At 65.9% G+C, this 25096-nt stretch carries 31 protein-coding genes; 7 read left to right on the top strand and 24 right to left on the bottom strand.

What is annotated here, in order from left to right; translation table 11 throughout:
* Nucleotides 1–30 precede the first annotated feature (30 nt).
* The 9 genes from ACVCMG_RS11535 to ACVCMG_RS11495 form a co-directional block, all read right to left on the bottom strand.
* Nucleotides 31–1167, bottom strand: a complete 1137-nt coding sequence (locus ACVCMG_RS11535; RefSeq protein ID WP_395120602.1) for a GGDEF domain-containing protein — start codon at nucleotides 1165–1167, stop codon at nucleotides 31–33.
* Between the two features lie 99 nt (nucleotides 1168–1266).
* Nucleotides 1267–2004 (bottom strand): 3-oxoacyl-ACP reductase FabG, encoded by a 738-nt coding sequence (gene fabG / locus ACVCMG_RS11530; protein WP_395120604.1) that lies wholly within the window; start codon nucleotides 2002–2004, stop codon nucleotides 1267–1269.
* A gap of 13 nt (nucleotides 2005–2017) precedes the next feature.
* Nucleotides 2018–2452 carry a phosphotransferase gene (locus ACVCMG_RS11525; RefSeq protein ID WP_395120606.1) on the bottom strand — a complete coding sequence of 145 codons (435 nt, stop codon included), beginning with the start codon at nucleotides 2450–2452 and terminating at the stop codon, nucleotides 2018–2020.
* The gene (locus ACVCMG_RS11520; protein ID WP_395120608.1) at nucleotides 2436–4754 is read right to left on the bottom strand and encodes an MMPL family transporter; all 2319 of its coding nucleotides are present in this window, start codon (nucleotides 4752–4754) and stop codon (nucleotides 2436–2438) included. Before ACVCMG_RS11520 ends, ACVCMG_RS11525 begins: the two co-directional genes overlap by 17 nt.
* 2 nt (nucleotides 4755–4756) lie before the next feature.
* Entirely contained in the window at nucleotides 4757–5413 is a 657-nt protein-coding gene (locus ACVCMG_RS11515; protein ID WP_395120610.1) for a LolA-related protein, read from the bottom strand.
* Complete coding sequence (locus ACVCMG_RS11510; protein ID WP_395120612.1) at nucleotides 5340–6296, bottom strand: LpxL/LpxP family acyltransferase; 957 nt, start codon at nucleotides 6294–6296, stop codon at nucleotides 5340–5342. The genes ACVCMG_RS11515 and ACVCMG_RS11510 overlap by 74 nt, the downstream gene beginning before the upstream one ends.
* Nucleotides 6293–6595: a hydroxymyristoyl-ACP dehydratase gene (locus ACVCMG_RS11505; RefSeq protein WP_395120613.1), complete on the bottom strand. Its 303-nt coding sequence runs from the start codon at nucleotides 6593–6595 to the stop codon at nucleotides 6293–6295. The genes ACVCMG_RS11510 and ACVCMG_RS11505 overlap by 4 nt, the downstream gene beginning before the upstream one ends.
* Nucleotides 6592–7311 carry a xanthomonadin biosynthesis protein gene (locus ACVCMG_RS11500; protein WP_395120614.1) on the bottom strand — a complete coding sequence of 240 codons (720 nt, stop codon included), beginning with the start codon at nucleotides 7309–7311 and terminating at the stop codon, nucleotides 6592–6594. Before ACVCMG_RS11500 ends, ACVCMG_RS11505 begins: the two co-directional genes overlap by 4 nt.
* Nucleotides 7312–7456: 145 nt before the next feature.
* Nucleotides 7457–7723: a phosphopantetheine-binding protein gene (locus tag ACVCMG_RS11495; RefSeq protein ID WP_395120615.1), complete on the bottom strand. Its 267-nt coding sequence runs from the start codon at nucleotides 7721–7723 to the stop codon at nucleotides 7457–7459.
* A gap of 91 nt (nucleotides 7724–7814) precedes the next feature.
* Here ACVCMG_RS11495 and ACVCMG_RS11490 point away from each other — a divergent pair, with 91 nt between their 5' ends.
* Nucleotides 7815–8807, top strand: coding sequence for a chorismate transformation enzyme, FkbO/Hyg5 family (locus ACVCMG_RS11490; RefSeq protein ID WP_447114178.1), 993 nt, complete (start codon nucleotides 7815–7817; stop codon nucleotides 8805–8807).
* A gap of 13 nt (nucleotides 8808–8820) precedes the next feature.
* Here the strand turns inward: ACVCMG_RS11490 and ACVCMG_RS11485 are convergent, their stop codons facing one another.
* Together ACVCMG_RS11485 and glmU are read right to left on the bottom strand one after the other, a co-directional pair.
* A complete protein-coding gene (locus ACVCMG_RS11485; protein ID WP_395120617.1) occupies nucleotides 8821–9393 on the bottom strand; it encodes a hypothetical protein in 573 nt (190 codons plus the stop codon).
* Between the two features lie 113 nt (nucleotides 9394–9506).
* Nucleotides 9507–10901, bottom strand: coding sequence for a bifunctional UDP-N-acetylglucosamine diphosphorylase/glucosamine-1-phosphate N-acetyltransferase GlmU (gene glmU, locus ACVCMG_RS11480; protein ID WP_447114177.1), 1395 nt, complete (start codon nucleotides 10899–10901; stop codon nucleotides 9507–9509).
* 159 nt (nucleotides 10902–11060) lie between these two features.
* Between glmU and ACVCMG_RS11475 the strand changes: the two genes are divergently transcribed.
* Nucleotides 11061–11633: a DUF3016 domain-containing protein gene (locus ACVCMG_RS11475; RefSeq protein WP_447106979.1), complete on the top strand. Its 573-nt coding sequence runs from the start codon at nucleotides 11061–11063 to the stop codon at nucleotides 11631–11633.
* 24 nt (nucleotides 11634–11657) lie between these two features.
* On the opposite strand, the gene ACVCMG_RS11470 is transcribed toward ACVCMG_RS11475, so the two are convergent.
* The 11 genes from ACVCMG_RS11470 to queD all read right to left on the bottom strand — a co-directional run bounded on the left by ACVCMG_RS11470 (nucleotide 11658) and on the right by queD (nucleotide 20401).
* Nucleotides 11658–12080, bottom strand: a complete 423-nt coding sequence (locus ACVCMG_RS11470; protein WP_395120620.1) for a F0F1 ATP synthase subunit epsilon — start codon at nucleotides 12078–12080, stop codon at nucleotides 11658–11660.
* Between the two features lie 116 nt (nucleotides 12081–12196).
* On the bottom strand, nucleotides 12197–13630 hold the full coding sequence (gene atpD / locus ACVCMG_RS11465; protein WP_395120621.1) for a F0F1 ATP synthase subunit beta: 1434 nt from the start codon (nucleotides 13628–13630) through the stop codon (nucleotides 12197–12199).
* A gap of 190 nt (nucleotides 13631–13820) precedes the next feature.
* Entirely contained in the window at nucleotides 13821–14738 is a 918-nt protein-coding gene (atpG, locus tag ACVCMG_RS11460) for a F0F1 ATP synthase subunit gamma (RefSeq protein ID WP_395120622.1), read from the bottom strand.
* Between the two features lie 110 nt (nucleotides 14739–14848).
* Nucleotides 14849–16399 carry a F0F1 ATP synthase subunit alpha gene (gene atpA / locus ACVCMG_RS11455; RefSeq protein WP_395120623.1) on the bottom strand — a complete coding sequence of 517 codons (1551 nt, stop codon included), beginning with the start codon at nucleotides 16397–16399 and terminating at the stop codon, nucleotides 14849–14851.
* Between the two features lie 211 nt (nucleotides 16400–16610).
* Complete coding sequence (locus tag ACVCMG_RS11450; protein ID WP_395120624.1) at nucleotides 16611–17144, bottom strand: F0F1 ATP synthase subunit delta; 534 nt, start codon at nucleotides 17142–17144, stop codon at nucleotides 16611–16613.
* Between the two features lie 3 nt (nucleotides 17145–17147).
* Nucleotides 17148–17618, bottom strand: a complete 471-nt coding sequence (locus tag ACVCMG_RS11445) for a F0F1 ATP synthase subunit B (protein WP_395120625.1) — start codon at nucleotides 17616–17618, stop codon at nucleotides 17148–17150.
* An 89-nt stretch (nucleotides 17619–17707) separates the two neighbouring features.
* Nucleotides 17708–17986, bottom strand: coding sequence for a F0F1 ATP synthase subunit C (gene atpE / locus ACVCMG_RS11440; protein WP_136257245.1), 279 nt, complete (start codon nucleotides 17984–17986; stop codon nucleotides 17708–17710).
* Between the two features lie 70 nt (nucleotides 17987–18056).
* Nucleotides 18057–18872, bottom strand: coding sequence for a F0F1 ATP synthase subunit A (atpB, locus tag ACVCMG_RS11435; RefSeq protein WP_447106980.1), 816 nt, complete (start codon nucleotides 18870–18872; stop codon nucleotides 18057–18059).
* A 3-nt stretch (nucleotides 18873–18875) separates the two neighbouring features.
* Nucleotides 18876–19241, bottom strand: coding sequence for a hypothetical protein (locus tag ACVCMG_RS11430; protein ID WP_447114176.1), 366 nt, complete (start codon nucleotides 19239–19241; stop codon nucleotides 18876–18878).
* 258 nt (nucleotides 19242–19499) lie between these two features.
* Entirely contained in the window at nucleotides 19500–19886 is a 387-nt protein-coding gene (locus tag ACVCMG_RS11425) for a phasin family protein (protein WP_324895272.1), read from the bottom strand.
* Between the two features lie 152 nt (nucleotides 19887–20038).
* A complete protein-coding gene (gene queD / locus ACVCMG_RS11420; RefSeq protein ID WP_447114175.1) occupies nucleotides 20039–20401 on the bottom strand; it encodes a 6-carboxytetrahydropterin synthase QueD in 363 nt (120 codons plus the stop codon).
* Between the two features lie 487 nt (nucleotides 20402–20888).
* Here queD and ACVCMG_RS11415 point away from each other — a divergent pair, with 487 nt between their 5' ends.
* From ACVCMG_RS11415 to ACVCMG_RS11400, 4 genes are read left to right on the top strand one after another with little or no spacing between them, the layout of a single operon-like run.
* Entirely contained in the window at nucleotides 20889–21326 is a 438-nt protein-coding gene (locus ACVCMG_RS11415) for a hypothetical protein (RefSeq protein ID WP_447114174.1), read from the top strand.
* Nucleotides 21319–21693 carry a hypothetical protein gene (locus tag ACVCMG_RS11410; RefSeq protein ID WP_447114173.1) on the top strand — a complete coding sequence of 125 codons (375 nt, stop codon included), beginning with the start codon at nucleotides 21319–21321 and terminating at the stop codon, nucleotides 21691–21693. Before ACVCMG_RS11415 ends, ACVCMG_RS11410 begins: the two co-directional genes overlap by 8 nt.
* Nucleotides 21690–22382 carry a DUF3987 domain-containing protein gene (locus tag ACVCMG_RS11405; RefSeq protein ID WP_447114172.1) on the top strand — a complete coding sequence of 231 codons (693 nt, stop codon included), beginning with the start codon at nucleotides 21690–21692 and terminating at the stop codon, nucleotides 22380–22382. Before ACVCMG_RS11410 ends, ACVCMG_RS11405 begins: the two co-directional genes overlap by 4 nt.
* Nucleotides 22343–23245 carry a DUF3987 domain-containing protein gene (locus tag ACVCMG_RS11400; RefSeq protein WP_447114171.1) on the top strand — a complete coding sequence of 301 codons (903 nt, stop codon included), beginning with the start codon at nucleotides 22343–22345 and terminating at the stop codon, nucleotides 23243–23245. The genes ACVCMG_RS11405 and ACVCMG_RS11400 overlap by 40 nt, the downstream gene beginning before the upstream one ends.
* A gap of 510 nt (nucleotides 23246–23755) precedes the next feature.
* Here the strand turns inward: ACVCMG_RS11400 and ACVCMG_RS11395 are convergent.
* Complete coding sequence (locus tag ACVCMG_RS11395; RefSeq protein ID WP_447114170.1) at nucleotides 23756–24475, bottom strand: MobA/MobL family protein; 720 nt, start codon at nucleotides 24473–24475, stop codon at nucleotides 23756–23758.
* 256 nt (nucleotides 24476–24731) lie between these two features.
* Here ACVCMG_RS11395 and ACVCMG_RS11390 point away from each other — a divergent pair, with 256 nt between their 5' ends.
* Nucleotides 24732–24914: a hypothetical protein gene (locus ACVCMG_RS11390; protein ID WP_447114169.1), complete on the top strand. Its 183-nt coding sequence runs from the start codon at nucleotides 24732–24734 to the stop codon at nucleotides 24912–24914.
* A gap of 52 nt (nucleotides 24915–24966) precedes the next feature.
* Here the strand turns inward: ACVCMG_RS11390 and ACVCMG_RS11385 are convergent, their stop codons facing one another.
* Complete coding sequence (locus ACVCMG_RS11385) at nucleotides 24967–25089, bottom strand: hypothetical protein (RefSeq protein ID WP_447114168.1); 123 nt, start codon at nucleotides 25087–25089, stop codon at nucleotides 24967–24969.
* Between the last annotated feature and the right edge of the window lie 7 nt (nucleotides 25090–25096).

Here is a 25096-nt window from a genome sequence, read left to right as displayed (position 1 = left end):
GCGTCCTGCGGACGGCCGAAGGATGAACGGCTAGAACAGGTCGATGCTGCCCGCGGCGAGGCCACGGCCGAGTGCGCCGCAGGCGCCGAGTTCCTCGTAGCCGCGCACGCCGTCGCGGCCGTGCTGCTTGACGAAATACAGCGCCTGGTCGGCGCGGTCGAGCGCCACGGCGGGGTAGTCGTGCGCGCCGATGCGCGAGTAGCCGATGCTGATGGTGACGTGACCGACCAGCGGGAAGGCGAAGCGGGCGACGTGCGCGCGGAAGCGTTCCAGCACGCCGTGCACGGTGACCTCGTCGGTGGCGCTGAACAGGGCCACGAACTCCTCGCCGCCGAAGCGGAACAGCACGTCGCCGCGACGGAAGCAGGCGCGCATCTGCTGTGCCAGCAGCAGGATCACCTCGTCGCCGTAGACGTGGCCGAAATTGTCGTTGATGTGCTTGAAATGGTCGATGTCCACGATCGCCAGCCACACCTGCGCCGCCTCGCCGGCCGGCGCCGCGCGCTGCTCCTGCGCGGGCGGAACGGCATGCGGATACGGCCGCAGCGGCGTATCGCGCAGTTGCAGCATCCGCTGCAACTGGCGCTCCAGGCTGCGCCGGTTGTACAGGCCGGTCAGCTTGTCGTGCTCGCTCTCGTGCAGCAGCGCGGTGTAGTTGGCGTAGATGCGCGCGAAGCCGTCGATCAGCGACCGGCTGCGCAGCGGCGCCAGCGCGCTGTCCAGTTGCAGCGCACCGATCGCATGCCCTTCACGCACGATCGGCACCAGCTGGCGATGCAGGCCGTTGCGGGTTTCGGTCTGCGCCTGCATGTCCTGCAGGCAGCGATGAATCGGGCCCAGCGCCGCACCCAGGCATTCCGGTTCCAGCGGATGCACCTGGTACGCGCCGACGCTGTCGGGCGAGCAGCACACCACGCTTTCCAGCGCGCTGTCCTCGGGGAAGCACTTGGCCAGGGTCACGCGGCGCGCACCGGTCAGTTCGGCCAGGGTCAGCACCAGGCTGTGGTCGAGCGCGTCGAGATCGCGGTGATGGGTGAGCGCCGCCAGCGAATCGAGCACGCGCCATTCGTCGGGCGCCTCGACGGCCGCCGGCCGCGCCGTCAGCACCTCGCTGCACGGGTCGGCCAGCTCCAGGCTGTCTTCCTCGATGAATTCGTGCTCGATCACGGACACTCCCGGCGCCACGCGCCCGGACTCGGTTGCGGGGACCCGACTGGGCCCTCCAGTGTCGGTATCGGCCCCGCGGGGGCAGTCTTTAGCGCGGGATCAGGCCATCCCGCCGTTTACCCCGATCACCTGGCCGTTGATGTAGCCGGCCGCCTCCGAGCACAGGAACGCCACCAGTGCCGCCACTTCCTCCGGCGTGCCGGCGCGCTGGGCCGGCACCAGCTCGCGGATGCGTTCGGGCGGGAACGCGGCGTCGGCCATGCGCCCCTCGATCACGCCAGGCGCGACCACGTTGACGGTGATCCCGCGCGAGGCCATTTCGCGCGCCAGCGATTTGCTGGCGCCATGCAGCGCGGCCTTGGCGGCAGCGTAGTTGGTCTGCCCGCGGTTGCCCAGCAGCGCCGCGACCGAGCTGATCGACACGATGCGGCCGAAGCGCGCGCGCGCCATCGGCAGCAGCAGCGGCTGGGTGACATTGAAGAAGCCGTGCAGGCTCACGTCGATCACCCGGTGCCATTGCTCGGAGCTCATCCCGGCCATCGGCGCGTCGTCGTGGATGCCGGCGTTGTTGATCACCGCATGGATGCAGCCCTCGCCGAGCAGCACGTCCAGCGCCGCGCGGGTGACCTCGGCGTCGCTCACGTCGAAGGCGGTGGCCTGCGCACTGCCGCCGCCGGCGACGATTTCGCCGACCACCGCCTCGGCGCGATGCAGGCTGCGGTTCGCGTGCACGATCACGTGGTAGCCGCCGCCGGCCAGTGCCTGGGCGATGGCGCCGCCGAGCTCGCCGCTGCCACCGGTGACCAGGGCGCGTCGCAGGGAGGTGGGAGTGGGCATGGGCGACCTCGAATCAGGATTGGGGGTGGATCACCGCGGCGCGGCCGCGGCACAGCAGGCGGCCTTGGTGCTCGACGCGGAACGCATACTGGGCGCCGCCGTCGTCGGCGTACAGACATTCGGCATGGACGTCCAGACGGCCATCCAGATGGTCGACATGTTCCGCGAACAAGTCCACCTCGCGCAGGCTGACCAGCCGGCCGGGGCGCACCGTTTCATGGCCCCGCTCGCGCGCCAGCAATGCGCCATGCACGGCCATCGCCTGTGCACCGTACTCGGCCAGGTGCACCGCGTGCAGGCCGTGCCCGCCGCGCAGCGGGTTGTCCAGGCGCGCGTGACCGGCGCTGATGGCGTGGATGCCGCGCTCGTCCCACGCCAGTACCGCATCGAGCAGGCACATGCGGCCGGCGTGCGGGATGAGGTGGGCCCAGTCAGTCTTGTCGAGCATGCGGCGCCATCAGGATCGACAGGCAGAAGTGGAACGCCACGCCCAGGCTCACCGTGAGCCCGATCGCGCGCAACACCGGAATCGTCGCCCACGCCAGCATGCCGAACACCAGCAGCGCGGACAGCACGCAGACCAGGGTGGCGTGCAAGGTGCGCCGCTGCTCGGCCGGGTCGCCGGTGTCGCGCTCGAAGAACAGCGCGTAATGCAGGCCCAGGCCGCCGGCGAGGATCAGCGCGACCAGGTGGAACAGCGAGATCTCGATGCCGGCCACGCGCTCGACCGCGAGCACCAGGAAGGTTGCCAGCGTCATCGGCGCCAGCACGTGCCAGGCGCGGCGCGCGCTGCGCAGGGCGACCGAGATCGTCACCACCAGCAGCAGTCCGGCCGCCAGCAGCGCCTGCAGGATGCGCGTGCGATAGGCGGCCACCAGCGATTCGGAGGCGGCCTTGAGGTCAAGCAGATGCACCGCGCCGCCGCGGTCCGCGCCGAGCGTCTGCAGCGCGGCGACGTCATGCACGCCGCTGACCGTGGCCAGGCCCAGCCAGTGGCCATCGCGCTGGACCAGCATCGCGGCCAGGCGCTGGCCCAGCGGCGTCTGCGCGTAGCGCTCGGGCGTCAGCGGCGGCAGCGCGCGTGCGGTTTCCACGTCATCGACGAACGGCTGGAACAGGTCGGCGCGGAACGGCATGCCCTGCAGCGCCCCGGCCAGCGCATGTTCGAGCATGGCGCGATCGGGCAACTTCTGCTGCCGCGCGCGCTGCTGCGCCACGGCAGGCAGGTAGCGCGAGGGCAGCTCGATCGCGTCGACCGCATGTCGCGCCACGAGCGCGTCGGCCTGCGGCTGCAGCGATTGCGACAGCGCCAGCACGCCCTGTTCGGTGGGTGCCTGCAACAACAGCAGGTAACGCACGTCCGGCGCGCCCAGCGCTTGGCGCAGACGCGCATCGTGCTGCAACAACGCGGTCGGCACCGGCGTCAGCGCAGCAAGGTTGTTCTGCCAGAACGGGCCCGGCGCCAGCGCCAGCATCGCCGCGATCGCCAGCGCCACCAGCAGCGAAATCCAGCGCGGGCGCGGCAGCCGGTCGAGCCAGCCGCGAGCACCGATCAACCAGCCCATCGCGGCCACGTCGCGCACGCGCCGCGGCAACAGATGCGGCAGCAGGTAGCGCGTGCTCAGGCCCGCCACCAGCAACCCCACGATGGTGAACACCGCCAACTGCTGCAGCCCGGCCACGCCGGAGGCGTAGAACGCGAGGTAGGCGATGCAGGCCGAGGCGATCGCGGTGAGCAGCAGCGGCCACAGGTCGCGCACGCTTTGCAGTGCGTCCTCGCCGGCGCGGCGGTGGCTGAGCACGCGGATCGGGTATTCCTGCGCCACGCCGAGCAAGGTGAAGCCGAACGCCAGAGTGATGCCGTGCACTTCGCTGAACACGAGGGTGAGCGCGGCGATGCCGGCCAGTGCGGCGCTGGCGATCGGCAGCGCGGACAGCAGCAGCGAGCTCACGCTGCGATAGGCCAGCAGCAGCAGCGCGATGAACCCCACGGTGGAGATGCGCCCGATCCAGTCGGCCTGGTGCCGCGTCTGCGCGCCGATCACCACGCTGAAGTAGCCCGGACCGCTCAGTTCCAGCCGCGCGTCGGCACTGCCGGGCAACACGTGGAACGCCTCGCGGATGCCGTCGATCGCCTGCTGCTGCGCGCCGGGGTCGAAGCCGGCGGCCACGGTCTGCACCAGCAGCAACGCTTCGTGCTGCGGGGTGAACCACACGCCGTCGCGCAGCTGGGGCGATTTCGCCGGCGCCCAGCGCTCGGCCAGTTTCAACGTCTCCAGCGTGGGATCGCGCGGCAGCAGGTTCTTCAGCAGGCTGGCGGCCGGCGAAGAGAGGTCGTCCAGCCGCTGCTGCAACTGATCGGCGAGATAGGCCTCGTCCAGCGGCTGCGTGTCCAGCGTGGGCGAGAGCAGGTAGCGATACGGCAGCAACCGGGGATCGAGCGACGCGAGGTCGAAGCTGCCGTTGAGCACCTGGCTGTAGCGCGCGTCCTTTTTCAGCGCGGCGGCGAGGCCCTGGCTCAAGCCGGCCAGTTGCCCGTCGGAAGCGCCGGAGATCGACAGCAGCAGCAAGCGCGAACCCGGCCCCTCGCCCACCTGCTCCATCAGCAGGCGCTGGTCCGGCGTGGTCGGCGCGGGCATGAAGCTGCGCAGGTCGCTGCTGACGTGCAGGCGCTGGCTCACGATCCAGCCGAGTCCGGCCAGCGCCAGCAGCCAGGTGACCAGCAGCGTGGCGCGGGCGCCGCGGTGCATGTTCAGGGCGAACCCGTGCACAGCGCCTGCAGCTCGGCGCGGGTCGGTTCGGCCGGCATCTTTTCGGCGAGCGGACCAAGCAGGTCGACCGCCAGGTCGCCGTCGGCCTCCTGCATGTGCATGCAGCGCGACTGGTCGCCCACGCCGTCGATGCGGATGCGCGCGACCGTCTTCGCCACGTGGGCGTCGCGCGGCACCAGGGTCAGCGTCCACGCGCCGGCGGCATCGCCTTCGCGCTGGATCTCGAACGCCTGCTCCAAGCGGGCAGCATCACCGCCGAGCAAGGCAACGAAGCTGTCCAGCAGCACCTGCAGCTGCGGCGCACGCTTGAGCGAAAAGTGCCGCGCCGGCTTGCCGTCGCGCTGCTGGGTCACTTCGCCGTCGGCGATCGTGGCGGTCTCCGCGCGAGGGTGCTCGACGCGCCGCTGCAGGCGGTCGTCGCCCAGCCAGGACAGTTGCCCGGAGACCACCAGCGGACGATCCAGCATCTTGAGGAAACGCGCCTCGGCGAACGCGGTGTGCGCCGGTGCCGGCTGGCGCAGGCCGGCGATCACGGCCTGGGTCGAGGTGGCCGCGACCGCCGGTTCAGACGCCCACGCGGTGACCGCCCAGCACGGCAGCAGCAGGTTCAGCAGCAGGCGGGTCTTGCCAGAAATCATAGAAGTTGAACCAGTTGTAGGGAGCGACGCGGATGTAGTGCTCCAGCCGTTGCGCGTAGCGCTCGAGCAGGGCGTCCAGCGCCGGCCCCCGATCATGCCGGGGAATCTCCACTCGTTCGCTGAACGGCTCGAACACCAGCCGGTAGCGATTGCCGCCGAGGTAAAGCCCGAAGCACAGTACCACCGGCACCTTGAGCGTATGCGCCAGCAACCACGGGCTGACCGGGAACGGCGCCGGCGAGCCCAGCAGGTCGACGCGGCGCAGCACCTCGTGGCCGCGGCCGCGGTCGGCCAGCATCGCCACCAGCGCGCCGTGCTGGCAGGCTTCGGCCATGGCCAGCGCGATCGAGGTGCCATCCTGCGCGGCGTCGATCACGCAGGCGCCCACCTCCGGCGCCAGCGCCTCCAGCAGCTCGGTCATCGCCGGGGTCTTCTGCTTGTCCAGCACCACCCGCAGCGGCAGCTCGGGCCGGCGCGCGCCGATCGCGCGCAGCGCCTCGAAGCTGCCCTGGTGCGAACCCAGCAGCAACACGCCGCGGCCCAGCGCAGCACGCTGTTCCAGCAGGTCCAGGCCTTGCGTCTCGAACTGGAACGGCTGCTCGCCGTGGGCGAGCAGGAAGATCCGGTCCATGATCGTGGCGGCGAAACAGTGGATGTGCTTCAGCACCTGCCATGGCGTGGCCGGGCGACCGAACACGCGCTGCAGGTAGCGCGCCGAAGCCCGGCGCTCCGGCCCGCGGCGGCAGTAGAAGTACAGCGTGATCGGATACAGGCAGCAGCGGCCCAGCCGGCGCCCGCCATGCAGGGCAATCGCGCGGATCAGCCACAGCGCGAAGCGGCCGCCGCCCTCGGGCCGGCTCTGCCAGTGTTCGCTGTCGCTCATGCCTCGCCCTCGATGACGCCACGCGCCAGCAGCATGCCGTCGCGCTCGATGCGGAAACGGACCCGCGAAGCCGATGCCGCGACGGGCATCAGTTCCAGCCGGGCCGCTTCGCCGGGCCGCAGCGGCGCCACGAATTTCGCCTCCGGCACGCGCACCAGCCGCTGGCCGCGCCACGCGCGCAGCGCCAGCGCCAGCTGCTCCAGCAGCAACACGCCGGGCACCAGCGGCTGTCCCGGGAAGTGACCGGGCAAGGCCGGATGATCGGCCGCGAACTGCAACGCCTGTGCGTACCCGCTCATGGCGAGACGCCGCCGTTGCCGTGCAGCAGCTGCGGCCAGCGCAGGGCCAGTTTCAGCAGCATGTCGTGCAGGCCGGGGTGGCTGAGATGGCGCAGGCGCCAGCGCCGCCAGGCGTACTCCAGCAGGAACGCCGCGCCCAGCAGCAGGTAGCAGCCCACGTGCAGCCATGCCGAGGCCCAGCGCTCGGGCACCGACCACGCCGACGTCACACCGAGGCGCGGCAGCAGCCCGTCGCGTGCGGCGAACAGCAGCAGGCCGGTCAACAGCAGCGCCTGCGCCGCCAGCAGCACGGTCCAGAACCAGGTGATCTGCCGCGCATAGCGCGCCACGCCGGGCTCGCGCAGCCGCTCGGCACCCTCGATCGCCACCACGAAACGCGCCACCAGCGGCTCGCCGCCGAGCAGGCTGCGGCCAAACCAGCATGCCAGCGCCACGTTGATCAGGATCGGCACCGCCTCCAGCAGCAGGTCGGCCAGCCCGAGCCGCGAGGCCAGCCACACGCCGGCCAGCATCAGCAGCCACAGCAACCACGGCAGCGGTCGGCGCGACTGCAGCCGCGGCAGCATCAGCACGCTGGCCAGCACCGCCAGCGCCAGCAGCGCGAAGATCGGCCGATGGGTGACCACCCCGGCGATGGCGAACACCGGATAGGCGAGCAGCAACCACAAGGCGTGGCGCCGCGAGGTCGGAACATGGGGGGATACGGCGGATTTCATGCGCGATTCCGCGACGACTCGGTCGGCACCGGCAGCTTGCCACGCGTGGCGCACGGTGGCGTGACGAAGGCGGGAAGCGCGGCGCCATGCAGCGCCAAGGCGTCCATGACCAGCCCGCACGACCGCTCCATCCCGCACCGACCGTTCAGGCGCGGTGCTGCTCGACGTGGCTCGACAGATTGCGCAGGCTGGCGAAGATCTGACGGTTTTCCGGGTTGTCCGAGCGCAGCTGGAAGCCGTAGCGCTTGGAGACGGCCAGGGCGATCTCCAGTGCATCGATGGAGTCGAGCCCCAGTTCGCCCCCGAACAGCGGTGCATCGGGGTCGATCTGCTCGGCATTGACGTCCTCGAGGTTGAGGCATTCCACCACCAGGGTGGCCAACTCGTGCTGCGCCTCTGTCTGTTCCGCCATGCTCGATTCCGTACGCCAGATGCATTGCCTCCCCCCGGTGGCAGTGGGCGCAGAGTGTAACATAGCGGCCTTGTCGTTCCGGTTGGCCAGCATGATCCAGGGATGTGAAAACCCGCAGGTGGAAGCTCGGGCGCGGCGGGCGCCGCAGGTGTCCTATCGCATGGCGGAGGTCGCCACCCTGCTGGAGGCGCCGGGCACGCTGGCGGTGCTCGGTTTCGACCCGGCCGTACCCTCCGGTGACGATCCGCGCCACCTGCAGGTGGCGCTGGCCAGCACCGATGCCCCCGCGCCGCTGGAACTGTGGCAGGTGGACGCGCCAGTGCGCTGCGGCATGGAAGGCGCGTTGCGCTGGTCGACCGGCGGCGGCTGGCTGTTCGCCGCGGTCGAACTGGACGAACGCGAACACGGCGGCGCCCGCGCCACCGCAAAGCAGGCCTACGACTTGCTGCACCGGTTCGTCGCCGGCCGCGACGCACGGCACGTCCTGCGGGTGTGGAACTACATCGGCGCGATCAACGACGGCGAAGGCGACGCGGAACGCTACAAGCGCTTCTGCGAAGGCCGCGCCGCCGGCATGGGCGATTTCTTCGCCGAAGGTTTCCCCGCCGCCACCGCGATCGGCCACCTCGCGGCGGAACACCGCCTGCAGGTCTACCTGCTGGCCGGCGAGCTGGCCGGCCACCGGGTCGAGAACCCGCGCCAGGTCAGCGCATGGCGCTACCCGCGGCAATACGGCCCCACCCCGCCCAGCTTTGCGCGGGCGATGCTCCTGCCGGCCCGCGACACGCTGGCCATTTCCGGCACCGCCGCGGTCGTGGGCCACGCCTCGGCCCACCACGACAACCTCGATGCGCAGCTGGAGGAAACCCTGACCAACCTGGACGCGCTGCTGGCCAGCGCCGACATGCGCGCCGGCTTCGACACGCATTCACCGCTCAAGGTCTACCTGCGCCACGACGGCGACGCGCCACGCGTGCGCGACGCGCTCCGGCGGCGCCTGCCGGGCGTACCCCTGCTGCTGCTGCACGGCGACATCTGTCGCCGCGAACTGCTGGTCGAGATCGACGGCTGGCGCTACGTTTAGCGATGCGCCGGTTTCATCGGGAGTCCTTCGCCGATGGCTCCAGCGAATCCAGCAGCTCGATCATCTGGGAACGAACGTAGGGATTGGACGTTTTCCCGTGATCCGCAGCTTGCTGGTTCCTTACCGGCGACCGCATGAGCAATTTGCCGGTAGCGGCCTGGAATACCGAGATCACGGCCCTGTAACCGACCGTCGGCGCAAAGGACTCGCTGGACTGCTTGTACGAAGACGCCGAATAGCCAGGCGCCACCGAGGGGCGGTAGTCGATGGCCACCCGGTACGGCAAGGCGATCTCCGCGGCGCGCGACGCGGTGGCGGTGAACGCCGGATCATCGGAGTCCACGTTGTGGACGGTCACGTCGTGATCGCGGGCCCAGGCGAAGACCGCGTTGCCGACGTTGACGCAATTGACGCTGTCGCTGGTGCATGCCACGTAAAGCGAGAAGCGCGGGGTGTCGTCTGCGGCGAACAGTTGCAGCGATTGCAGTTGTCGTTGCTGGGCGCCACTTGTCGTCGAGCCGGCGCCAGCGCAACCGTAGAGCGCAATCGACGAAACCACGATCAAGCCATTCAGCCATTTCTGCATCACAGTCCTCCTTCCTTGCCGAGTGTCACGGTCGGAACACGCACGGGGCCCGTCGCGGGCGCGCAGATCGCGTGGCGCGAAAACAGCGCGAGCGGCCCTTCAGCTTTCGCTCCTCACTTCTGTTTCACCGGTCGCCGCCAGCCCTCGAACGTCTGCTGTCGGGCGCGCGCCAGAGTCAGCTGGCCTTCCGGCGCGTCGCGGGTGATCACCGAGCCGGCGCCGAGGGTGGCTTGCGCGCCGATGCTCACCGGGGCGACCAGGGCGCAGTTGGAGCCGATGAAGGCGCCGTCGCCGATGCGGGTAACGAACTTGTTCACGCCGTCGTAGTTGCAGGTGATGGTGCCGGCGCCGATATTGACGCCACGGCCGACCACGGTGTCGCCGAGGTAGGTGAGGTGGTTGGCCTTGCTGCCTTCGCCGATGCGGGTTTTCTTGGTCTCGACGAAGTTGCCCACGTGCACGCCGGCGTCCAGCTCGGTGCCCGGACGCAGCCGTGCGAACGGGCCGATCGTGCACGGGCCGTGAGTGACCACGCCGTCGAGATCGCAGTGCGGATGCAGCACGGTGCCGGCGGCCAGTTGCACGTCCTTCAGGCGAGTGAAGGCGCCGATGCGCACGTCGTCGCCGAGCACCACGCGCCCTTCCAGGATCACGTCGATATCGAGCTCGACGTCGCGGCCGGCCTCGACCGTCCCGCGCACTTCCACGCGCAGCGGGTCGGCCATGCGCACGCCATCGCGAAGCAACGCGTGCGCGGCGCGGCGACGCCAGGCGGCTTCCAGCTCGGCCAGTTGCACGGGATCGTTGGCGCCGGCGGCTTCCACCGGGTCTGCGCACTCGACGCTGAGTGCGCCGCGGCCCTCGGCGGCAGCCATCGCGAAGATGTCCGTGAGGTAGTACTCGCCTTGCGCGTTGTCGCGATCGAGTTGCTTGAGCCAGCCGCGCAGGGCCAGCGCGTCGGCCAGCAGGATGCCTGTGTTGACCAGGTTGACCGCGCGCTGGCCGGCGTCGGCGTCCTTCTCCTCGACCACCTCGCGCACGTGGCCGTTGCCGTCGCACAGCACGCGCCCGTAGCCGGTCGGATCGGCCAGCCGCGTGGTGAGCAGGCTGAAGCCGCCTTCGGCGTCCAGCAACTGGCGCAGCGTTTCCGCGCGGGTCAGCGGCACGTCGCCGTACAGCACCAGTACGCGTGCCGCGCGCGGCACGCCGGCGATCGCCTGCTCCACCGCGTGACCGGTGCCGAGCCGCTCGGCCTGCAACACCCAATGCAGGGCCTGCCCCGGCTCTGATCCGGGATCGTCCTGCCCGGCAAACGCCGCGCGCACCTGCTCGCCACAATGCCCGTAGACGACGTGGATGGCGGCTGGCTGCAAGGTTCGCGCGGTGGCGAGCACGTGCGCCAGCAGCGGCTTGCCGGCCAGCGGCATCAGCACCTTGGCGCGATTGGATTTCATCCGCGTGCCGGCACCGGCCGCCAGGATGATCACGTGCAGCGGCGTTGTATCCATCGGTTGCGACCCCGTTCCGAACGAAGCAAAAGCATAGCAGCCGATGCCGCCGGTCCGGTGCGGCCGAGCCGTCGCCGCGGCTTGCGAAGGCGCATACAAAAGCGCAACGATCGCCGTGACAGACTGGTGCCGACAGGCAGCGAACAGACGAGGTGCAGCATGACGCGCATGACCGGAATCCATCCGTGCAGTTTCGTGGCCCTGCTTGCCCTGGCCGCGGCCGGCGGGCTGGCACCCGCGATGGCCGCGGCCGCGCCGCCGCCGACGATCGCCGTGGGCGAGCCCGTTCCCGGCGCGCGGGTCACCGTGAATTACGTCAATCCGGAGGAGTTCAGCGAGGCCCGGCAATACGGGCTGCAGGACCGCTTCAACGGGAGGAGCTACCTGGAGCCGCTGAAGGCCCATCTGATCAAGCGCGCCACGAAGATGCTGCCGGCCGGCGATCGCCTGGAGGTCAACATCACCGACATCAAGCTCGCCGGCGGCTACGAGCCCTGGCACGGCCCGCAGCTGAGGTACGTGCGCTTCATGAAGGACGTCTATCCGCCGCGCATCGATCTCGACTTCAAACTGACCGACAGCAACGGCAAGGTGGTGCGCGAAGGTTCGCGCAAGCTGCGCAACCTGGGCTACCTGCAGAGTGGCGCCGCGCGCGTGGGCGATACCGATCCGCTGCGCTACGACAAGGCATTGATCGACAGCTGGCTGCGCCGCGGGCCGGAAAACCTCTAGCGGCAGGAATCCGGCCGCGGGGCCTCAGTGCTTGAGGTTCTTGCGCAGCCGCTCCAGCGCCTGCAACTGGGCCATCGCCTGGGTGAGCCGGGTCTGTGCCTCGGCCAGTTCTATCGCGTCGGTGCGGTTGGCCAGCGCGTCGCGCGCTTCCTTCATCGCCTGCTGCGCGGATACCTCATCCAGGTCCGCCGCCCGTGCGGCAGTATCGGCCAGCACGGTGACCACCTGCGGCTGCACTTCGAGGATGCCGCCGGAAACATAGAACTGCTGGCGCTCGCCGCCTTCCAGCAATACGTCGACATGGCCGGGCTTGAGTCGGGTGATCAGCGGCGCGTGGCGCGGCGTGATACCCAGCTCGCCCTGGTCACCGGTCGCCACGACCATGGTCGCCTCGCCGGAAAAAATCTCGGCTTCGGCGCTGACGATGTCGACTCGGATGGTTGTCATGGGATTTCTCGCTTTGCTCGAAGGGAATGGAGAATAGGGAATGGGGAATAGTGAAAGCGGGCAGGTCGCGGCAATTCCGATTCCCTATTCCCTATTTACTATTCCCGAAAGCCGCCTCAGGCGGCTTTCTTGGCCCCCATCTCCTCACCCTTCTTGATCGCCTCGTCGATGCCGCCGACCATGTAGAACGCCTGCTCCGGCAGGTGGTCCACGTCGCCGTCGACGATCATCTTGAAGCCACGGATGGTTTCGGCCAGCGACACGTACTTGCCGGGCGAGCCGGTGAACACTTCGGCCACGTGGAACGGCTGCGAGAAGAAGCGCTCGCACTTGCGCGCGCGGTACACGGCCTGCTTGTCCTCTTCGGACAGCTCGTCCATGCCCAGGATCGCGATGATGTCCTTCAGCTCCTTGTAGCGCTGCAGCGTACCCTGCACGCGGCGGGCCACGTCGTAGTGCTCGGCGCCGACCACGTTCGGATCGAGCTGACGGCTGGTCGAGTCGAGCGGGTCCACCGCCGGGTAGATGCCGCGCGAGGCGATGTCGCGCGACAGCGTCACGGTGGAGTCCAGATGCGCGAAGGTGGTCGCCGGCGACGGATCGGTCAAGTCATCGGCGGGCACGTAGACGGCCTGGATCGAGGTGATCGAGCCGGTCTTGGTCGAGGTGATGCGCTCCTGCAGCACGCCCATTTCCTCGGCCAGCGTCGGCTGGTAGCCCACCGCCGACGGCATGCGGCCGAGCAGCGCGGACACTTCGGTACCGGCCAGGGTGTAGCGGTAGATGTTGTCGACGAAGAACAGCACGTCCTTGCCCTTGCCGCTCTCGTCCTTCTCGTCGCGGAAGTACTCGGCCATGGTCAGGCCGGTCAGCGCCACGCGCAGACGGTTGCCCGGCGGCTCGTTCATCTGGCCGTAGACCATCGCCACTTTCGACTCGGGCAGGTTGTCGATTTTGACGACGCCCGCGTCCTGCATCTCGTGGTAGAAGTCGTTGCCTTCGCGGGTGCGCTCGCCGACGCCGGCGAACACCGACAGGCCGGCGTGCTGGGTGGCGATGTTGTTGATCAGCTCCAGCATGTTCACCGTCTTGCCCACGCCGGCGCCGCCGAACAGGCCGACCTTGCCGCCCTTGGCGAACGGGCAGACCAGGTCGATCACCTTGATGCCGGTTTCCAGCAGGTCGTTCGACGCGGCCTGCTCGTCGTAGCTCGGCGCCTCGCGGTGGATCACCCAGTGATCCTTCGCCTCGATCGGGCCGACCTCGTCGATCGGATTGCCCAGCACGTCCATGATCCGGCCCAGGGTGGCCTTGCCGACCGGCACCTTGATGCCTTCGCCGGTGTTGCGTGCCATGAGGCCGCGCTTCAGGCCCTCGGTGGAGCCCAGCGCGATCGCGCGCACGATGCCGTCGCCGAGCTGCTGCTGCACTTCCAGCGTGATATCGGTGCCGTCGATCTTGAGTGCGTCGTACACCTGCGGCACCTGGTCACGCGCGAACTCCACGTCGACGACCGCGCCGATGATCTGAACAACTTTGCCCTGGCTCATGCTGATAGCTCCGGATGAATCTCTAAGTGTCTTGTCATAGCGCCGACGAAGCGTCGCTTCATTTGAGAGTGCAACCACGGATGGCTGCTTCTTGATCTTGCCCTGCGATCACGAATGATCGCTTCCCTTCAACAGTGCGGCCATGGATGGCCGCTTCTTGACTTGCTCTTGCAGGCATGGATGCCTGCACTCATACCGCCGCGGCACCGCCGACGATTTCCGATATTTCCTGCGTGATCGCCGCCTGGCGTGCCTTGTTGTAGGTCAGCGTCAGCGTGTCGATCACCTTGTTCGCGTTGTCCGACGCGGCCTTCATCGCGACCATGCGGGCGGCGTGCTCGCTGGCCAGATTCTCCAGTGTGGCCTGGTACACCACCGACTCGATGTAGCGGCCCAGCACGTGCTCCAGCACGGTCTGCGCGTCGGGCTCGTAGAGGTAGTCCCAGTCATGCCCGGCTTCCAGCTTCACGCCCGCATAGGCCGACTCGCCGGCATCCTCATGCGCTTCCAGCTCGGCCGCCACCAGCGGCAGCGGCAGCAGCGCGTCGATGGTCGGCTTCTGCGTCATGGTGTTGACGAAGTCGCTGTAGGCGAGGAACACGCGATCCAGGCCGTTGGCCGCGTAGGCGTCCATCATCACCTTGATCACGCCGACCAGCTGCTCCAGCCGCGGTTTCTCGCCCAGGTGGCTGACCGTGCCGACCAGGTTGACGCCCTTGATGCGGCGGAAGAACGAGATCGCCTTCTGGCCGATCGCCACCACGTCGACCTGCACGCCCTGCTTCTGCCACTCGGCGATCGCCGGCAGCAGGCGGCGGAACAGGTTGGAGTTGAGGCCGCCGCACAGGCCGCGGTCGGTCGACACCACGATGTAGCCGACCCGCGCCACGTTGTCGCGCTCGACCAAAAACGGATGGCTGAAATCCGTGCTGGCCTGCGCCACGTGCGCGATCACCTTGCGCATCAGCCGCGCATACGGGCGCGAGGCGCGCATCAGGTCCTGTGCGCGACGGATCTTGGCCGCCGAGACCATCTCGAGCGCGCGCGTCACCTTGCGCATGTTCTGCGTGCTCTTGATCTTGGTTTTGATTTCGCGTCCGCTTGCCATCTTCTACTCGCTCGCTGTGCTCACTCGTGGGGTTGCGGATCCGGGATTCACGGAAACGGCGAACTCGCGTCCTGCCGCATCCCTGACCTCGATCCCGAATCCCGGCCCTCTCACCAGCTGCCGGTCTTCTTGTACTCGTCCAGCGAGGCCTTGAAGGTGGCTTCGATGTCGTTGTCCCAGGCGCCGGTGGCGACGATCTTCTTCATCAGTTCCTCGTGGGTCTGATGCATGAAGGCGTGCAGGCCCTTCTCGAACGGCAGCACCTTGTTCACCGGCAGGTCGTCGAGGTAGCCCTTCTCGGCGGCGTAGACCGACAGCGCCAGCTCGGCGATCGACAGCGGCGAATACTGCTTCTGCTTCATCAGCTCGGTGACGCGCTGGCCGCGATCAAGCTGGGCGCGGGTGGCCGGGTCCAGGTCCGAGGCAAACTGCGCGAACGCGGCCAGCTCGCGGAACTGCGCCAGCGCCAGCTTGACGCCGCCGGAGAGCTTCTTGACGATCTTGGTCTGCGCCGAACCGCCCACGCGCGACACCGAGATGCCGGCGTTGACGGCCGGGCGGATGCCGGCGTTGAACAGGTCGGTTTCCAGGAAGATCTGGCCGTCGGTGATCGAGATCACGTTGGTCGGCACGAATGCGGAGACGTCGCCGCCCTGGGTCTCGATGATCGGCAGCGCGGTCAGCGAGCCGGTCTTGCCCTTGACCTCGCCGTTGGTGAACTTCTCGACATAGGCCTCGGACACGCGCGAGGCGCGCTCGAGCAGACGCGAGTGGAGATAGAATACGTCGCCCGGATACGCCTCGCGGCCCGGCGGGCGCTTCAGCAGCAGCGAGATCTGGCGATAGGCCACGGCCTGCTTGGACAGATCGTCGTAGACGATCAGGGCATCCTGGCCGCGATCGCGGAAGTACTCGCCCATCGCGCAACCGGAATACGGCGCCACGTACTGCAGCGCGGCCGACTCGGAGGCCGAGGCGACCACCACGATGGTATTGGCCAGGGCGCCGTTCTCTTCCAGCTTGCGCACCACGTTGGCGATCGACGAACGCTTCTGGCCGATCGCCACGTAGATGCATTTGATGCCCGAATCGCGCTGGGCGATGATCGCGTCGATCGCCAGCGCGGTCTTGCCGGTCTGGCGGTCGCCGATGATCAGCTCGCGCTGGCCGCGGCCGACCGGGATCATCGCGTCGACCGACTTGTAGCCGGTCTGCAGCGGCTGGTCGACCGACTTGCGCCAGATCACGCCCGGCGCGACCTTCTCGACCGGCGCGGTGAGCTTGGCGTTCAGCGGGCCCTTGCCGTCGATCGGATTGCCCAGCGCATCGACCACGCGGCCGAGCAGCTCCGGGCCGATCGGCACTTCGAGGATGCGGCCGGTGGTCTTGGCGGTGTCGCCCTCGCGCAGGTGCTGGTAGTCGCCCAGCACCACCGCGCCGACGGAGTCGCGCTCGAGGTTCAGCGCCAGCGCAAACGCATTGCCCGGCAGCTCGATCATTTCGCCCTGCATCGCGTCGGCCAGGCCGTGGATGCGCACGATGCCGTCGGACACGCTGATGATCGTGCCCTCGTTGCGTGCCTCGGCGCCGAGCTTGAACTGCTCGATGCGGCTCTTGATCAGTTCGCTGATCTCGGACGGATTCAGTGTGGTGCTGGACATGGTCATCTATCCCGGAAATGAAAAGCTCTTGTTGAACAGTCCGGCCCGGATGGCCGGCCTTGCTCTTCGCGAGATCGATCTCGCGTGAAACCAATCTGTCCGACCATGGAGGGTCGGGTTTTGCTCGTCGCGAAAATGGACTTCGCGTGAAACCAAACTGTCCGGCCCGAACTGCCGGTATTGCCTTTCGCGAAGCTGGCTTCGCGTGAAACTACTGGCTCAATGCGCCAGCCAGCTTGGCCAGCCTGCCGCGCGCGGAGCCGTCGATCACTTCGCTGCCGGTGTCGATCACCGCACCGGCCAGCAGCGAGGCATCGACCTGGGTATCCAGTTCGATCTCGCGCTTGAAGCGGCGCTTCAGCGAAGCCTTGAGCTGCTCGGTCTGCGCTGCGTCCAGCGCCATCGCGCTGGTCACCTTGACCAGCAGCTGCGACTCGGATTCGCGCTTGAACGTCTCGTACAGCTCGGCCACCTCCGGCAGCAACGCAAGGCGTCGCTGCTCGGCCATTTCGGCGAGGAACTGGCCGAATGGCGCATCGGCGGCGATGCCGGCCGGCAGATGCAGCGCGACGAGCTGCGCGGGCACCACCCGCGGATCGTTGCCGAGACCGGCCACGCGCGGATCGGCCGCGACCGCGGCGGCGAACGCCAGCGCCTGCGACCACGCGTCCAGCGTGCCGGCGGCATGCGCCACTTCGAACGCGGCGCGGGCGTAGGGACGGGCGAGGGTGATTGCCTGGGCCATCGATCAGATCTCGGCCGCGAGCTGGTCGAGCAAGGCCTTGTGCGTCGACGCATCGACCTCGCGCTGCACGATCCTGCTTGCGCCGGCCACGGCCAGCGCACCGACCTGCTCGCGCAGCTCGTCGCGCGCGCGCTGGGCCATCGAGGCGATGTCGTCCTGCGCCGAAGCCTTCAGGCGGTTGATTTCGCTGACGGCCTCGCCACGGGCCTTTTCGATGATCTGGTTGGCCTGCTGCTGGGCCTTGTCGATGATCTCCGAGGCTTGCAGGCGGGCCTGCTTGATCTCGGCCTGCACCTTGGAGTCGGCAGCCTTCAGGTCGGCGTGCGCGCGCTCGGCCGCATTCAGGCCTTCGGCGATCTTGAGCTGGCGCTCTTCGATGGCCTTGTTGAGATACGGCCAGATGAAGTGCACACAGAACCAGATCAGGATGGCGAACGAAATCATTTCGCCAATCAAGGTCGCGTTGAAATCCATCGCTGCGTTACCTGCAAATACGGGTTGAACCGAACCCGGGCGTCAGGACGCCCGGGTCGAAACGGCGGCGCTGTGCGCCGCCACGTGACTCAGGCACCGGCAAGCTTGGACAGCAGCGGGTTGGCCACGGCGAAATACATCGCCAGCGCCACGCCGATCAGGAACGCCGCGTCGATCAGGCCGGCGAGCAGGAACATGCGGCCCTGCAGCAGCGGCACCAGTTCCGGCTGGCGTGCAGCCGCTTCGAGGAACTTCGAGCCCATGACGCCGATACCGATACAGGCACCGAGCGCACCGAGGCCGATGATCAGGCCCAGCGCGATGGCGGTGAAGGACTGCACTTGAGCAATTTGAGTGATGAGTTCCACGACGGTCTCCTGAGAAAAGCAAACTGGGAATGGCAAAAACGGATGAAACGAAGGATTCGACAACAGCCAATCAGTGGTGATCGTGCGCCATCGAGATGTACACGATCGTCAGCACCATGAAGATGAAGGCCTGGATCGAGATGATCAGGATGTGGAAGATGCCCCACACCGTGTAGCCGATGATGCCTGCGCCGTACAGGGCCCAGCCGGCCAGGCCCGCGCCGGCACTGAACAGGCCGGCGATCAGCATGAACACCAGCTCGCCGGCGTACATGTTGCCGAACAGTCGCATCGCCAGGCTCACCGGTTTGGACAGCAGCTCGACCACGTTGAGTAGGAAGTTGGGCAGCCACAGGAACGGGCTCGAGCCGAACGGCGCGGTGAACAGCTCGCGCATGTAGCCGCCGGCACCCTTGGCCTTGAAGCTGTAGAAGATGATCAGCACGAACACCGTCAGCGACATCGCGAAGGTCATGTTGATGTCGGCGGTCGGTACGGCGCGGAAGTGGCCGACGCCGAACTTCTCGGTGATCCACGGCAACAGGTCGACCGGCAGCAGATCCATGGCGTTCATCAGGAACACCCAGACGAACACGGTCAGCGCCAGCGGACCCAGCACGCGGCGGTCGCCGTGGAACACGTCCTTGACCTGGCCATCGACGAACTCGAGGATGATCTCGACAAAGGCCTGACCCTTGGAAGGTACGCCGGCCGTCGCCTTGCGTGCCTTCAGCCAGAACCACAGGCAGAACAGCACGCCGAGCGCCAGCGACACGCTGACCGAGTCGAGGTGCACCGCCCAGAAGCCTTCCTTGCTCGCATGCGGAACAAGATGCTGCAGGTGGTGCTGGATGTATTCGGTAAGCCCGCCCGACTCGCTTGCCATGCTTCAACCCTTGAATCTGAACGCCAGCAGATAGACCGCGTAGGCAGCCACCAACCCCGTGATGGCGGCCAGTGGCGGCAACTTGAATTGGAACAGGATCACGACCAGCCCTCCGACGATCACGATCCATTTCAGGAACATGCCCGTCAGCAGCCGACCCAGCGCCAGACCCGCGCCGCTGATGCCGCTGAACATCCGCGCCGACATCGCTGCGGTACCCAGCGCCACCACCACCGCGCCTGCCGCGGCCGATGCCGCTTCACGACGCCCCAGTGCTAGGAAGACGCAGCCCACCAGCAGAGCCACCGCGAACTGCAGCAGCACGATGCGCGAGGCGAGGCGCCGACCCGAGGCCAGGTTGTTGAGCAAGTGACGTCTCCGCGCGACCCTTGTCAGGCGGCACCGATCCAGTCACCCGCCACGATCCGAATCCGTAAAAGTATATCAGTGCGCCGATTGCCCGGACAAGCCGCGAAGCCTGCCAATCCCCGCCGCGCCCGCCAGCGCACAGCCTGGCGCGAGGCCTGCGACGATCTGCCGCGATCGCACGATCTTGCGCACAAAAGAAGGCCGGACATCCCTGTCCGGCCTTCTCGAAGCTTTGTACCGCTGCACGGCAGCCGCGAATTACTTGGCGGCGGCCTTCTTGCCGGCGACCGGCGCGGTCACGGCGTCATTGGCCGCCTGGCGCTGCTCCTGCACCAGCGCGGTCAGCGACTCGGCGGTCTTCTGGGTGATCGACAGCACTTCCTGCGACACCGCCACGGCGCGCTCGGCATTCTCGCGGCTCAGGCTGCTGCCCTTCTCCCACAGGCCGCGCAGGCCGTCGACGTCGCGGGTTTCCATCACGTCGGTGACGAACTCGGCGGAGACCTTGGTCTGCTCCTCGAGCGCCTTGAGCTGCAGCTCGGCAACCTTCTCCAGCCCCTTCAGGGCCAGCGAATGCGCCTTGAACGCGCTGTCGGTGAACTGCTTGGTGAACGCAAAAAGCTGGTTGTTGAATTGCTGGGTCATGGCTTGTTCCTCGGGTGGAGGTGGGGTAGTGGCAGCCACTCTAGCAAGACTTCTGTTGCAATGCAACATGAATTTCCCGGAATCGCCAGACCAGTCGGCAAATGTTCATCCTGTACGCCAACTTGCGGAAATCACCCGCATAACGCAACGCGTCAGAAATCGGCCCGGCTGCAGCTGGCCCCCGAGGTGCAGGTCTCGTGCACCACCACCTTGTCCAGCCCCGCCAGCCGCGGCTCCAGCCGCTGCCAGATCCAGCGCGCCAGCATCTCGCTGGTCGGGTTCTCCAGCCCCTCGATGTCGTTGAGATAGTGGTGGTCGAGCCGGTCATACAGCGGCTGGAAGGTCGTCTTCAGCTCGGCAAAGTCCATCACCCAGCCGAGCCGCGGGTCCGGCTCGCCGGAAACATGAATCTCGACGCGGAACGAATGCCCGTGCAGCCGCGCGCATTTGTGGCCTTCCGGCACGTGCGGCAGGCGGTGGGCTGCTTCGAGCTGAAACACCTTGAAGATGTGCATGGCGACGTCCGCGCGGATGGACACGTCGGCGGGACAGACACGCGCGACACGTTTGGTGGTATGGGTGGACTCTAATAATACCAGGTAAATGGCCCTGCTGACGGAATCTCACACAAAGCAAAATAGCGCTTGCCCCCAGAGTTGCCCCCAGGCCTCGCTTGCTAGCGTGACAGCCATATGCCCGGCGTCGAGCTCGGTCATTCTACTCGGTAGTCCGCATCAACAGCAGAGGATGAGTTGATGCGCCTGATCAAGAGTTGAACGGTCTCGTGCCAAGCAGCAGTGGAGGAGTTGATTCGTAAACGGGAGGCAGCTTAGACTGCCTGCGGCTGGCGACCCCAGCCGGTTTACCTCATCTCAAATATGTGCGTGGCCCTCGTGCCACATGTGCGGCGGTCCGCTGCTGCACGAACCAGAAAAAAAGAGACGCACACGTCAGGTCAAGCCCTTCGCTTGGCCTTGGTCTTCTTTTTTCTGGAGTTCACATATGCCTTCTCAGGCAACCTTTAAGCCGGCCCACCGGGCCGAAATCCTGCTGGATCGGAGCGCGCTGTCCGCTTCCGTGCATTCGGAGATCTGCACTGGCCTCAATGCTGACGCGCTGCCGCAGCTCGGGTGGTACCGCGAGCTCGACGGTCCTTCCACGTTGCTGACCCTGCTCGACATCTGCACCAAGATCTGCAGATCGAGCTCTTGGGTGTACGAAAACGGCCTGGTGCCGATGTTCGATAAGCAGGGGCAGAAGATCAAAAGCGCCAAGATCCCGCCGTGGCCGTGGGAGGTACTGCCCGATCCCATCGTGAAAGTGGGCAAAAAGGCCTGGACCTTCGGTAGTTTCGACTCCTGGCTCTTTCGCATGAATGCGCGCGTCAAGCATGCCGAGACGTCTGCCACCCATAGCAAGCCGGAGCAGGCCCATGCGTGACTCCTTCGCCAACATGTCGGATACCGTCCTTGACGACATCATCCGTGAACTCGATGCCATGAAGCCCGATGCCGAAGCTCAGATGGCTATCGACTTCGCGGAGATATTCCTGCCCGTGAAGGCCGCAAAAGAACGCGGCGTTCCCCCGAGACAGATCATCGAGGGGCTGAAGAAAAAATGGCCTGATCTCCATCACGCGACCTTCCGCAAGCTCTTCAATGCGGAGTTGGTCGCACGCGATGAGAATGGCGAACGCGTGTGCTGCGTGACGTGTGGCCAGTCGCTGCATGCCAAGGAGCAACACCACACCGAGGAATCTGCCCCACTGGTCGATACAACTGGCACCGACGGGGAGGTGGCAGCATGAATCTCACCCGGACCGACTACCAGCCGACCTTCCTGGAACTCCCGCTCAATTACCTTCACCACCAGGTGCACCAGATCGGATGTCGCCCTCGAGGCGGCATCCCTGGCAACCTTGTCTGTCCTGACTACGCACTCCCGAAAATCGCGTACCAGGCTTTCCTTGAGTTGCGCATGATCCTCCCCGCGCCTGACGAAGTAATCATGGCGGCCATTCTGGCCGCCATGTCTACCGCCTGCCAGAGCTGGATCCGCGTGAAGCCGCCGCATATGGACAAAGCGCACGTGACCACGCTTGCCCTCTACACAGTTGCGGATACGGGTTGGGCCAAATCTCCGATGATGGATCGGGCGTTCGCGCCGGCACGTCTGATCGGCCTTGCTCGCCTTTCGAAGCGCAAACTCGCTGAAAAGGAACGCAACGACGATCGCCTGCTGTTGCATGCCAGGCGTCGCGGTTTGCTTGCACAGGTCAGCAAGCTCTACGGCCGTGGCATGAAGGCCGACCCGGAAGAACTCGCACGAATCGAGCAAGCAGTCAGGAACCTGACAGATACCCGGTCTTCCGACGCCAGGCCCATCAGCATGGTCAAGGGTGATATTTCGCCTTCAGGCTCCTGCAAGAGCTGCACGGCACCCGCTCATCCATCCTCATGGCCACTCCCGAAGGTCGCAATTTCTTCGGAAAAATGACCAGCGAGGATATGGAAATGCACAATCTGGTTTGGGATGGGGCCACCTTGTCCTATGAACGCATGCATCGCACAGTCATCGCCCATGAACCTCTGGCCACCTACTGTGCCATGACACACCCTGATGCGTTTGAACGCTTCATCAGGAGGATGGGCGAGGAAGCACGTGCTTCGGGTTGGTTCGGCCGCGGGCTGCTGTCCAAGGCACCACCTTACGGCCACTATCCTGCCTCTGCAGTCCTGCACCCTACGTTCCCAAGAACGGACGTCTTCAATGCCCGGTCTCTGGCATTGCTTGAAGGTTGTGAAGAACTCGCCACAGACAGCTCCTTCGAACCGATCACTCTCGAATTCGACGAGGAGGCCACGATGGTGTTCATGGAGATGCTCCGTGCAAATAGCCAACGCATGGCTCAGCGAGATGACTGGGGGCTCATTCAGGACTTTGGCCGCAAGCATCCGTCCAACGTCGCCCGCATCGCGGCCATCTTCCACTACTTTAGTGGACAACCTGGCACCCGCATCTCCAAGGAGATCCTCATGAATGCGGTCCGCATCGCTGACTGGTACATGGAGCAAGCCAAGCAGATCCTGGTTACCGAGCCCATGCAGATCAAGCTCAAGAAGCTTGTCAATTTTCTCCATGAGAAGTGCCACACCGATGGCAGGCACGTGAAACATACCGACCCCGGCGAAGAGCACCTGATCCCGTTGCGCTGGGTCATGCAGCGCCACAACATCGAACGCGAGGAACTCGACCCGCTCCTCGACATTTTGATCCGGGAACGCTTCATCAAGCGCGATTACTCGCGCAGTGGTAAGCGCTGTATGTGTCTCAACCCGGCAATCTTCGACACCCTGTAGTGACCCGTCATCCTGGCCGCGAATTGCCTGATCGGTTCTTCGCGGCCAGTGTCTCTTACCCCACCTCGCTCGGTTTTAAGCGTATAGAAAGCGGGGATGACATCACACCACACGATCCGGCCTCGGCCGATTCACCACGTCCCCGCGCAAAACGCCCCTGCGCCCATCAGTTCAGACTCGCGTTGACCCGACCGTCCCGAGTACCTGCAACGGCACGCAATCCGCATTCTGCCAATCTGAACCCTCTACTACGGGCACTACGTCGTACCCGTAGTAGCTTTCAAAAACCACCCTGTGCACATTTTCAAGTCTGTGCACACGCGGAAACATGCGCTCGACCTGCCGGCTACGCTTGGGATTGCTTGTCCCGATGGCTATTCACTCCGACCTTAGATATGCCCGGTACGTTCACCCATCTATGGGCTTCGCCTGCCCCAGGCCACAAGCGTGTCCTTCGATGATGCGGATATGCTCCGCCACTCGGGCACGCCGCGGTTCCGACGACATCTACTAAGCGCCACCTTTCGGATGACACTTCCGGTTGCAGGAGTACTCCATCTGTCTTTCCCGCACTTCGCGGAGTTGGGAGGCTCCTATGTAGGGGACCGGTTCTCGGTCAATGCCTTGCTCGCGAAGGGTTCGGTGGTCAACCCGGTCATTGAAGCCACATGCGCGGAGTTCGTTATTGATCGTCTCGGCGATAATGCGCCGCATCTCGATGGTGGAGTTCTTGATCTCGGCGGGCCGTATCCCGCAGCCCATCTTCCTGCATCCACCCCTTTCGGGGTCCTTACCGTTATAACGCCGGAATGTCTGCTCCGGTGTGCGGTCAATACCGTCATCCACTCTTCCGGACAGCATCCCGTGCACGTGAGGATGTCGAACACCCGATTGGAACGCGATCACTTCGTGAACCGCGAACATGTACGGCATGCCTCTCGCGAGAGCATCCATGATCTTGGCTGCCAGACGGAGGTTCTGTTCCGTGCTCAGGCAGTTTGGCAGACTGAAGGTCACGGCGATGAATGCAGGACTATTCGCGCGCTCGTATTTCTCCGAAGCCACGAAGAATAGCTCCGGGTCATACCGTGCCCAATTCGGCATGTTGCCGTAATCCCATCCAACAAAGTCATCCCGCTCAGCGAAAGCACCTTGTCGCATGATGTACCTGATGTGATCTGTTGTCGTGCCGCGTGCTTTCGACACAATCTCGAAGTGCAACTGTTCCATGGTCTTGTCCTTCTCGCGCGCAAAAAAAGACCGGCGAGGCATGTACCTCGCTGGCTACGTAGCTGACCAAGTTATTCTTAAATCACCGCTTCAAGCGAGAAACGTATAGTGGACGTATGCTCTTCTACCGGTAAGCAAGTTCAAGTAGAAGCCCACTCTCTTCATCACTCCGCATTCGTCCGACTATTAAGTCCTGCTCATAGTCCTTAGTACACAGACGTAGAAAATTAATGGGCATGAAGTCTTTATAGACAACGTGACACCATTCAACGATGCCGACCCGATGGCCGGCATTCCGTTGTTGCGATCAAGGACACCCGAGCTGATGAATGCTCTGCGCGACCTTCTGGATACCTACCGCCGCGCCGCCGTCACCGAGCGCGAGAAGGATGGCAAAGGGCTGGCGGTTCTAAAAAAAGAAGGAACTGCGGCGCATTGAATGGATGAGGCCTCACGGCCTCATCCATTCAATGCGCCGCATGGTTCCGACTTCAGTCGGCAGTGCCAGCATCGTCAGCAGACGATCCCTGCTTGGACGCGCGAGCTTCGAACGCCTTGATCAATCCGAAGATCGCAAAGCCATACACCACGACGGCACCGATGAACTGGAACATGGTTGTC

It is taken from the genome of Rhodanobacter sp. UC4451_H18, from assembly GCF_052978225.1.
The sequence above is the reverse complement of the archived record's forward strand: the minus strand, read 5'-3'. Positions and strand labels throughout refer to the sequence as shown.

Coding starts and splice junctions, on each gene's coding strand:
- fabG (WP_395120604.1), bottom strand. CDS start 2,004: ATGCCCACTCCCACCTCCCTGCGACGCGCCCTGGTCACCGGTGGCAGC.
- ACVCMG_RS11525 (WP_395120606.1), bottom strand. CDS start 2,452: ATGCTCGACAAGACTGACTGGGCCCACCTCATCCCGCACGCCGGCCGC.
- ACVCMG_RS11520 (WP_395120608.1), bottom strand. CDS start 4,754: ATGCACCGCGGCGCCCGCGCCACGCTGCTGGTCACCTGGCTGCTGGCG.
- ACVCMG_RS11515 (WP_395120610.1), bottom strand. CDS start 5,413: ATGATTTCTGGCAAGACCCGCCTGCTGCTGAACCTGCTGCTGCCGTGC.
- ACVCMG_RS11510 (WP_395120612.1), bottom strand. CDS start 6,296: ATGAGCGACAGCGAACACTGGCAGAGCCGGCCCGAGGGCGGCGGCCGC.
- ACVCMG_RS11505 (WP_395120613.1), bottom strand. CDS start 6,595: ATGAGCGGGTACGCACAGGCGTTGCAGTTCGCGGCCGATCATCCGGCC.
- ACVCMG_RS11500 (WP_395120614.1), bottom strand. CDS start 7,311: ATGAAATCCGCCGTATCCCCCCATGTTCCGACCTCGCGGCGCCACGCC.
- ACVCMG_RS11495 (WP_395120615.1), bottom strand. CDS start 7,723: ATGGCGGAACAGACAGAGGCGCAGCACGAGTTGGCCACCCTGGTGGTG.
- ACVCMG_RS11490 (WP_447114178.1), top strand. CDS start 7,815: ATGATCCAGGGATGTGAAAACCCGCAGGTGGAAGCTCGGGCGCGGCGG.
- ACVCMG_RS11485 (WP_395120617.1), bottom strand. CDS start 9,393: ATGCAGAAATGGCTGAATGGCTTGATCGTGGTTTCGTCGATTGCGCTC.
- glmU (WP_447114177.1), bottom strand. CDS start 10,901: ATGGATACAACGCCGCTGCACGTGATCATCCTGGCGGCCGGTGCCGGC.
- ACVCMG_RS11475 (WP_447106979.1), top strand. CDS start 11,061: ATGACGCGCATGACCGGAATCCATCCGTGCAGTTTCGTGGCCCTGCTT.
- ACVCMG_RS11470 (WP_395120620.1), bottom strand. CDS start 12,080: ATGACAACCATCCGAGTCGACATCGTCAGCGCCGAAGCCGAGATTTTT.
- atpD (WP_395120621.1), bottom strand. CDS start 13,630: ATGAGCCAGGGCAAAGTTGTTCAGATCATCGGCGCGGTCGTCGACGTG.
- atpG (WP_395120622.1), bottom strand. CDS start 14,738: ATGGCAAGCGGACGCGAAATCAAAACCAAGATCAAGAGCACGCAGAAC.
- atpA (WP_395120623.1), bottom strand. CDS start 16,399: ATGTCCAGCACCACACTGAATCCGTCCGAGATCAGCGAACTGATCAAG.
- ACVCMG_RS11450 (WP_395120624.1), bottom strand. CDS start 17,144: ATGGCCCAGGCAATCACCCTCGCCCGTCCCTACGCCCGCGCCGCGTTC.
- ACVCMG_RS11445 (WP_395120625.1), bottom strand. CDS start 17,618: ATGGATTTCAACGCGACCTTGATTGGCGAAATGATTTCGTTCGCCATC.
- atpB (WP_447106980.1), bottom strand. CDS start 18,872: ATGGCAAGCGAGTCGGGCGGGCTTACCGAATACATCCAGCACCACCTG.
- ACVCMG_RS11425 (WP_324895272.1), bottom strand. CDS start 19,886: ATGACCCAGCAATTCAACAACCAGCTTTTTGCGTTCACCAAGCAGTTC.
- queD (WP_447114175.1), bottom strand. CDS start 20,401: ATGCACATCTTCAAGGTGTTTCAGCTCGAAGCAGCCCACCGCCTGCCG.
- ACVCMG_RS11415 (WP_447114174.1), top strand. CDS start 20,889: ATGCCTTCTCAGGCAACCTTTAAGCCGGCCCACCGGGCCGAAATCCTG.
- ACVCMG_RS11410 (WP_447114173.1), top strand. CDS start 21,319: ATGCGTGACTCCTTCGCCAACATGTCGGATACCGTCCTTGACGACATC.
- ACVCMG_RS11405 (WP_447114172.1), top strand. CDS start 21,690: ATGAATCTCACCCGGACCGACTACCAGCCGACCTTCCTGGAACTCCCG.
- ACVCMG_RS11400 (WP_447114171.1), top strand. CDS start 22,343: ATGGCCACTCCCGAAGGTCGCAATTTCTTCGGAAAAATGACCAGCGAG.
- ACVCMG_RS11395 (WP_447114170.1), bottom strand. CDS start 24,475: ATGGAACAGTTGCACTTCGAGATTGTGTCGAAAGCACGCGGCACGACA.
- ACVCMG_RS11385 (WP_447114168.1), bottom strand. CDS start 25,089: ATGTTCCAGTTCATCGGTGCCGTCGTGGTGTATGGCTTTGCGATCTTC.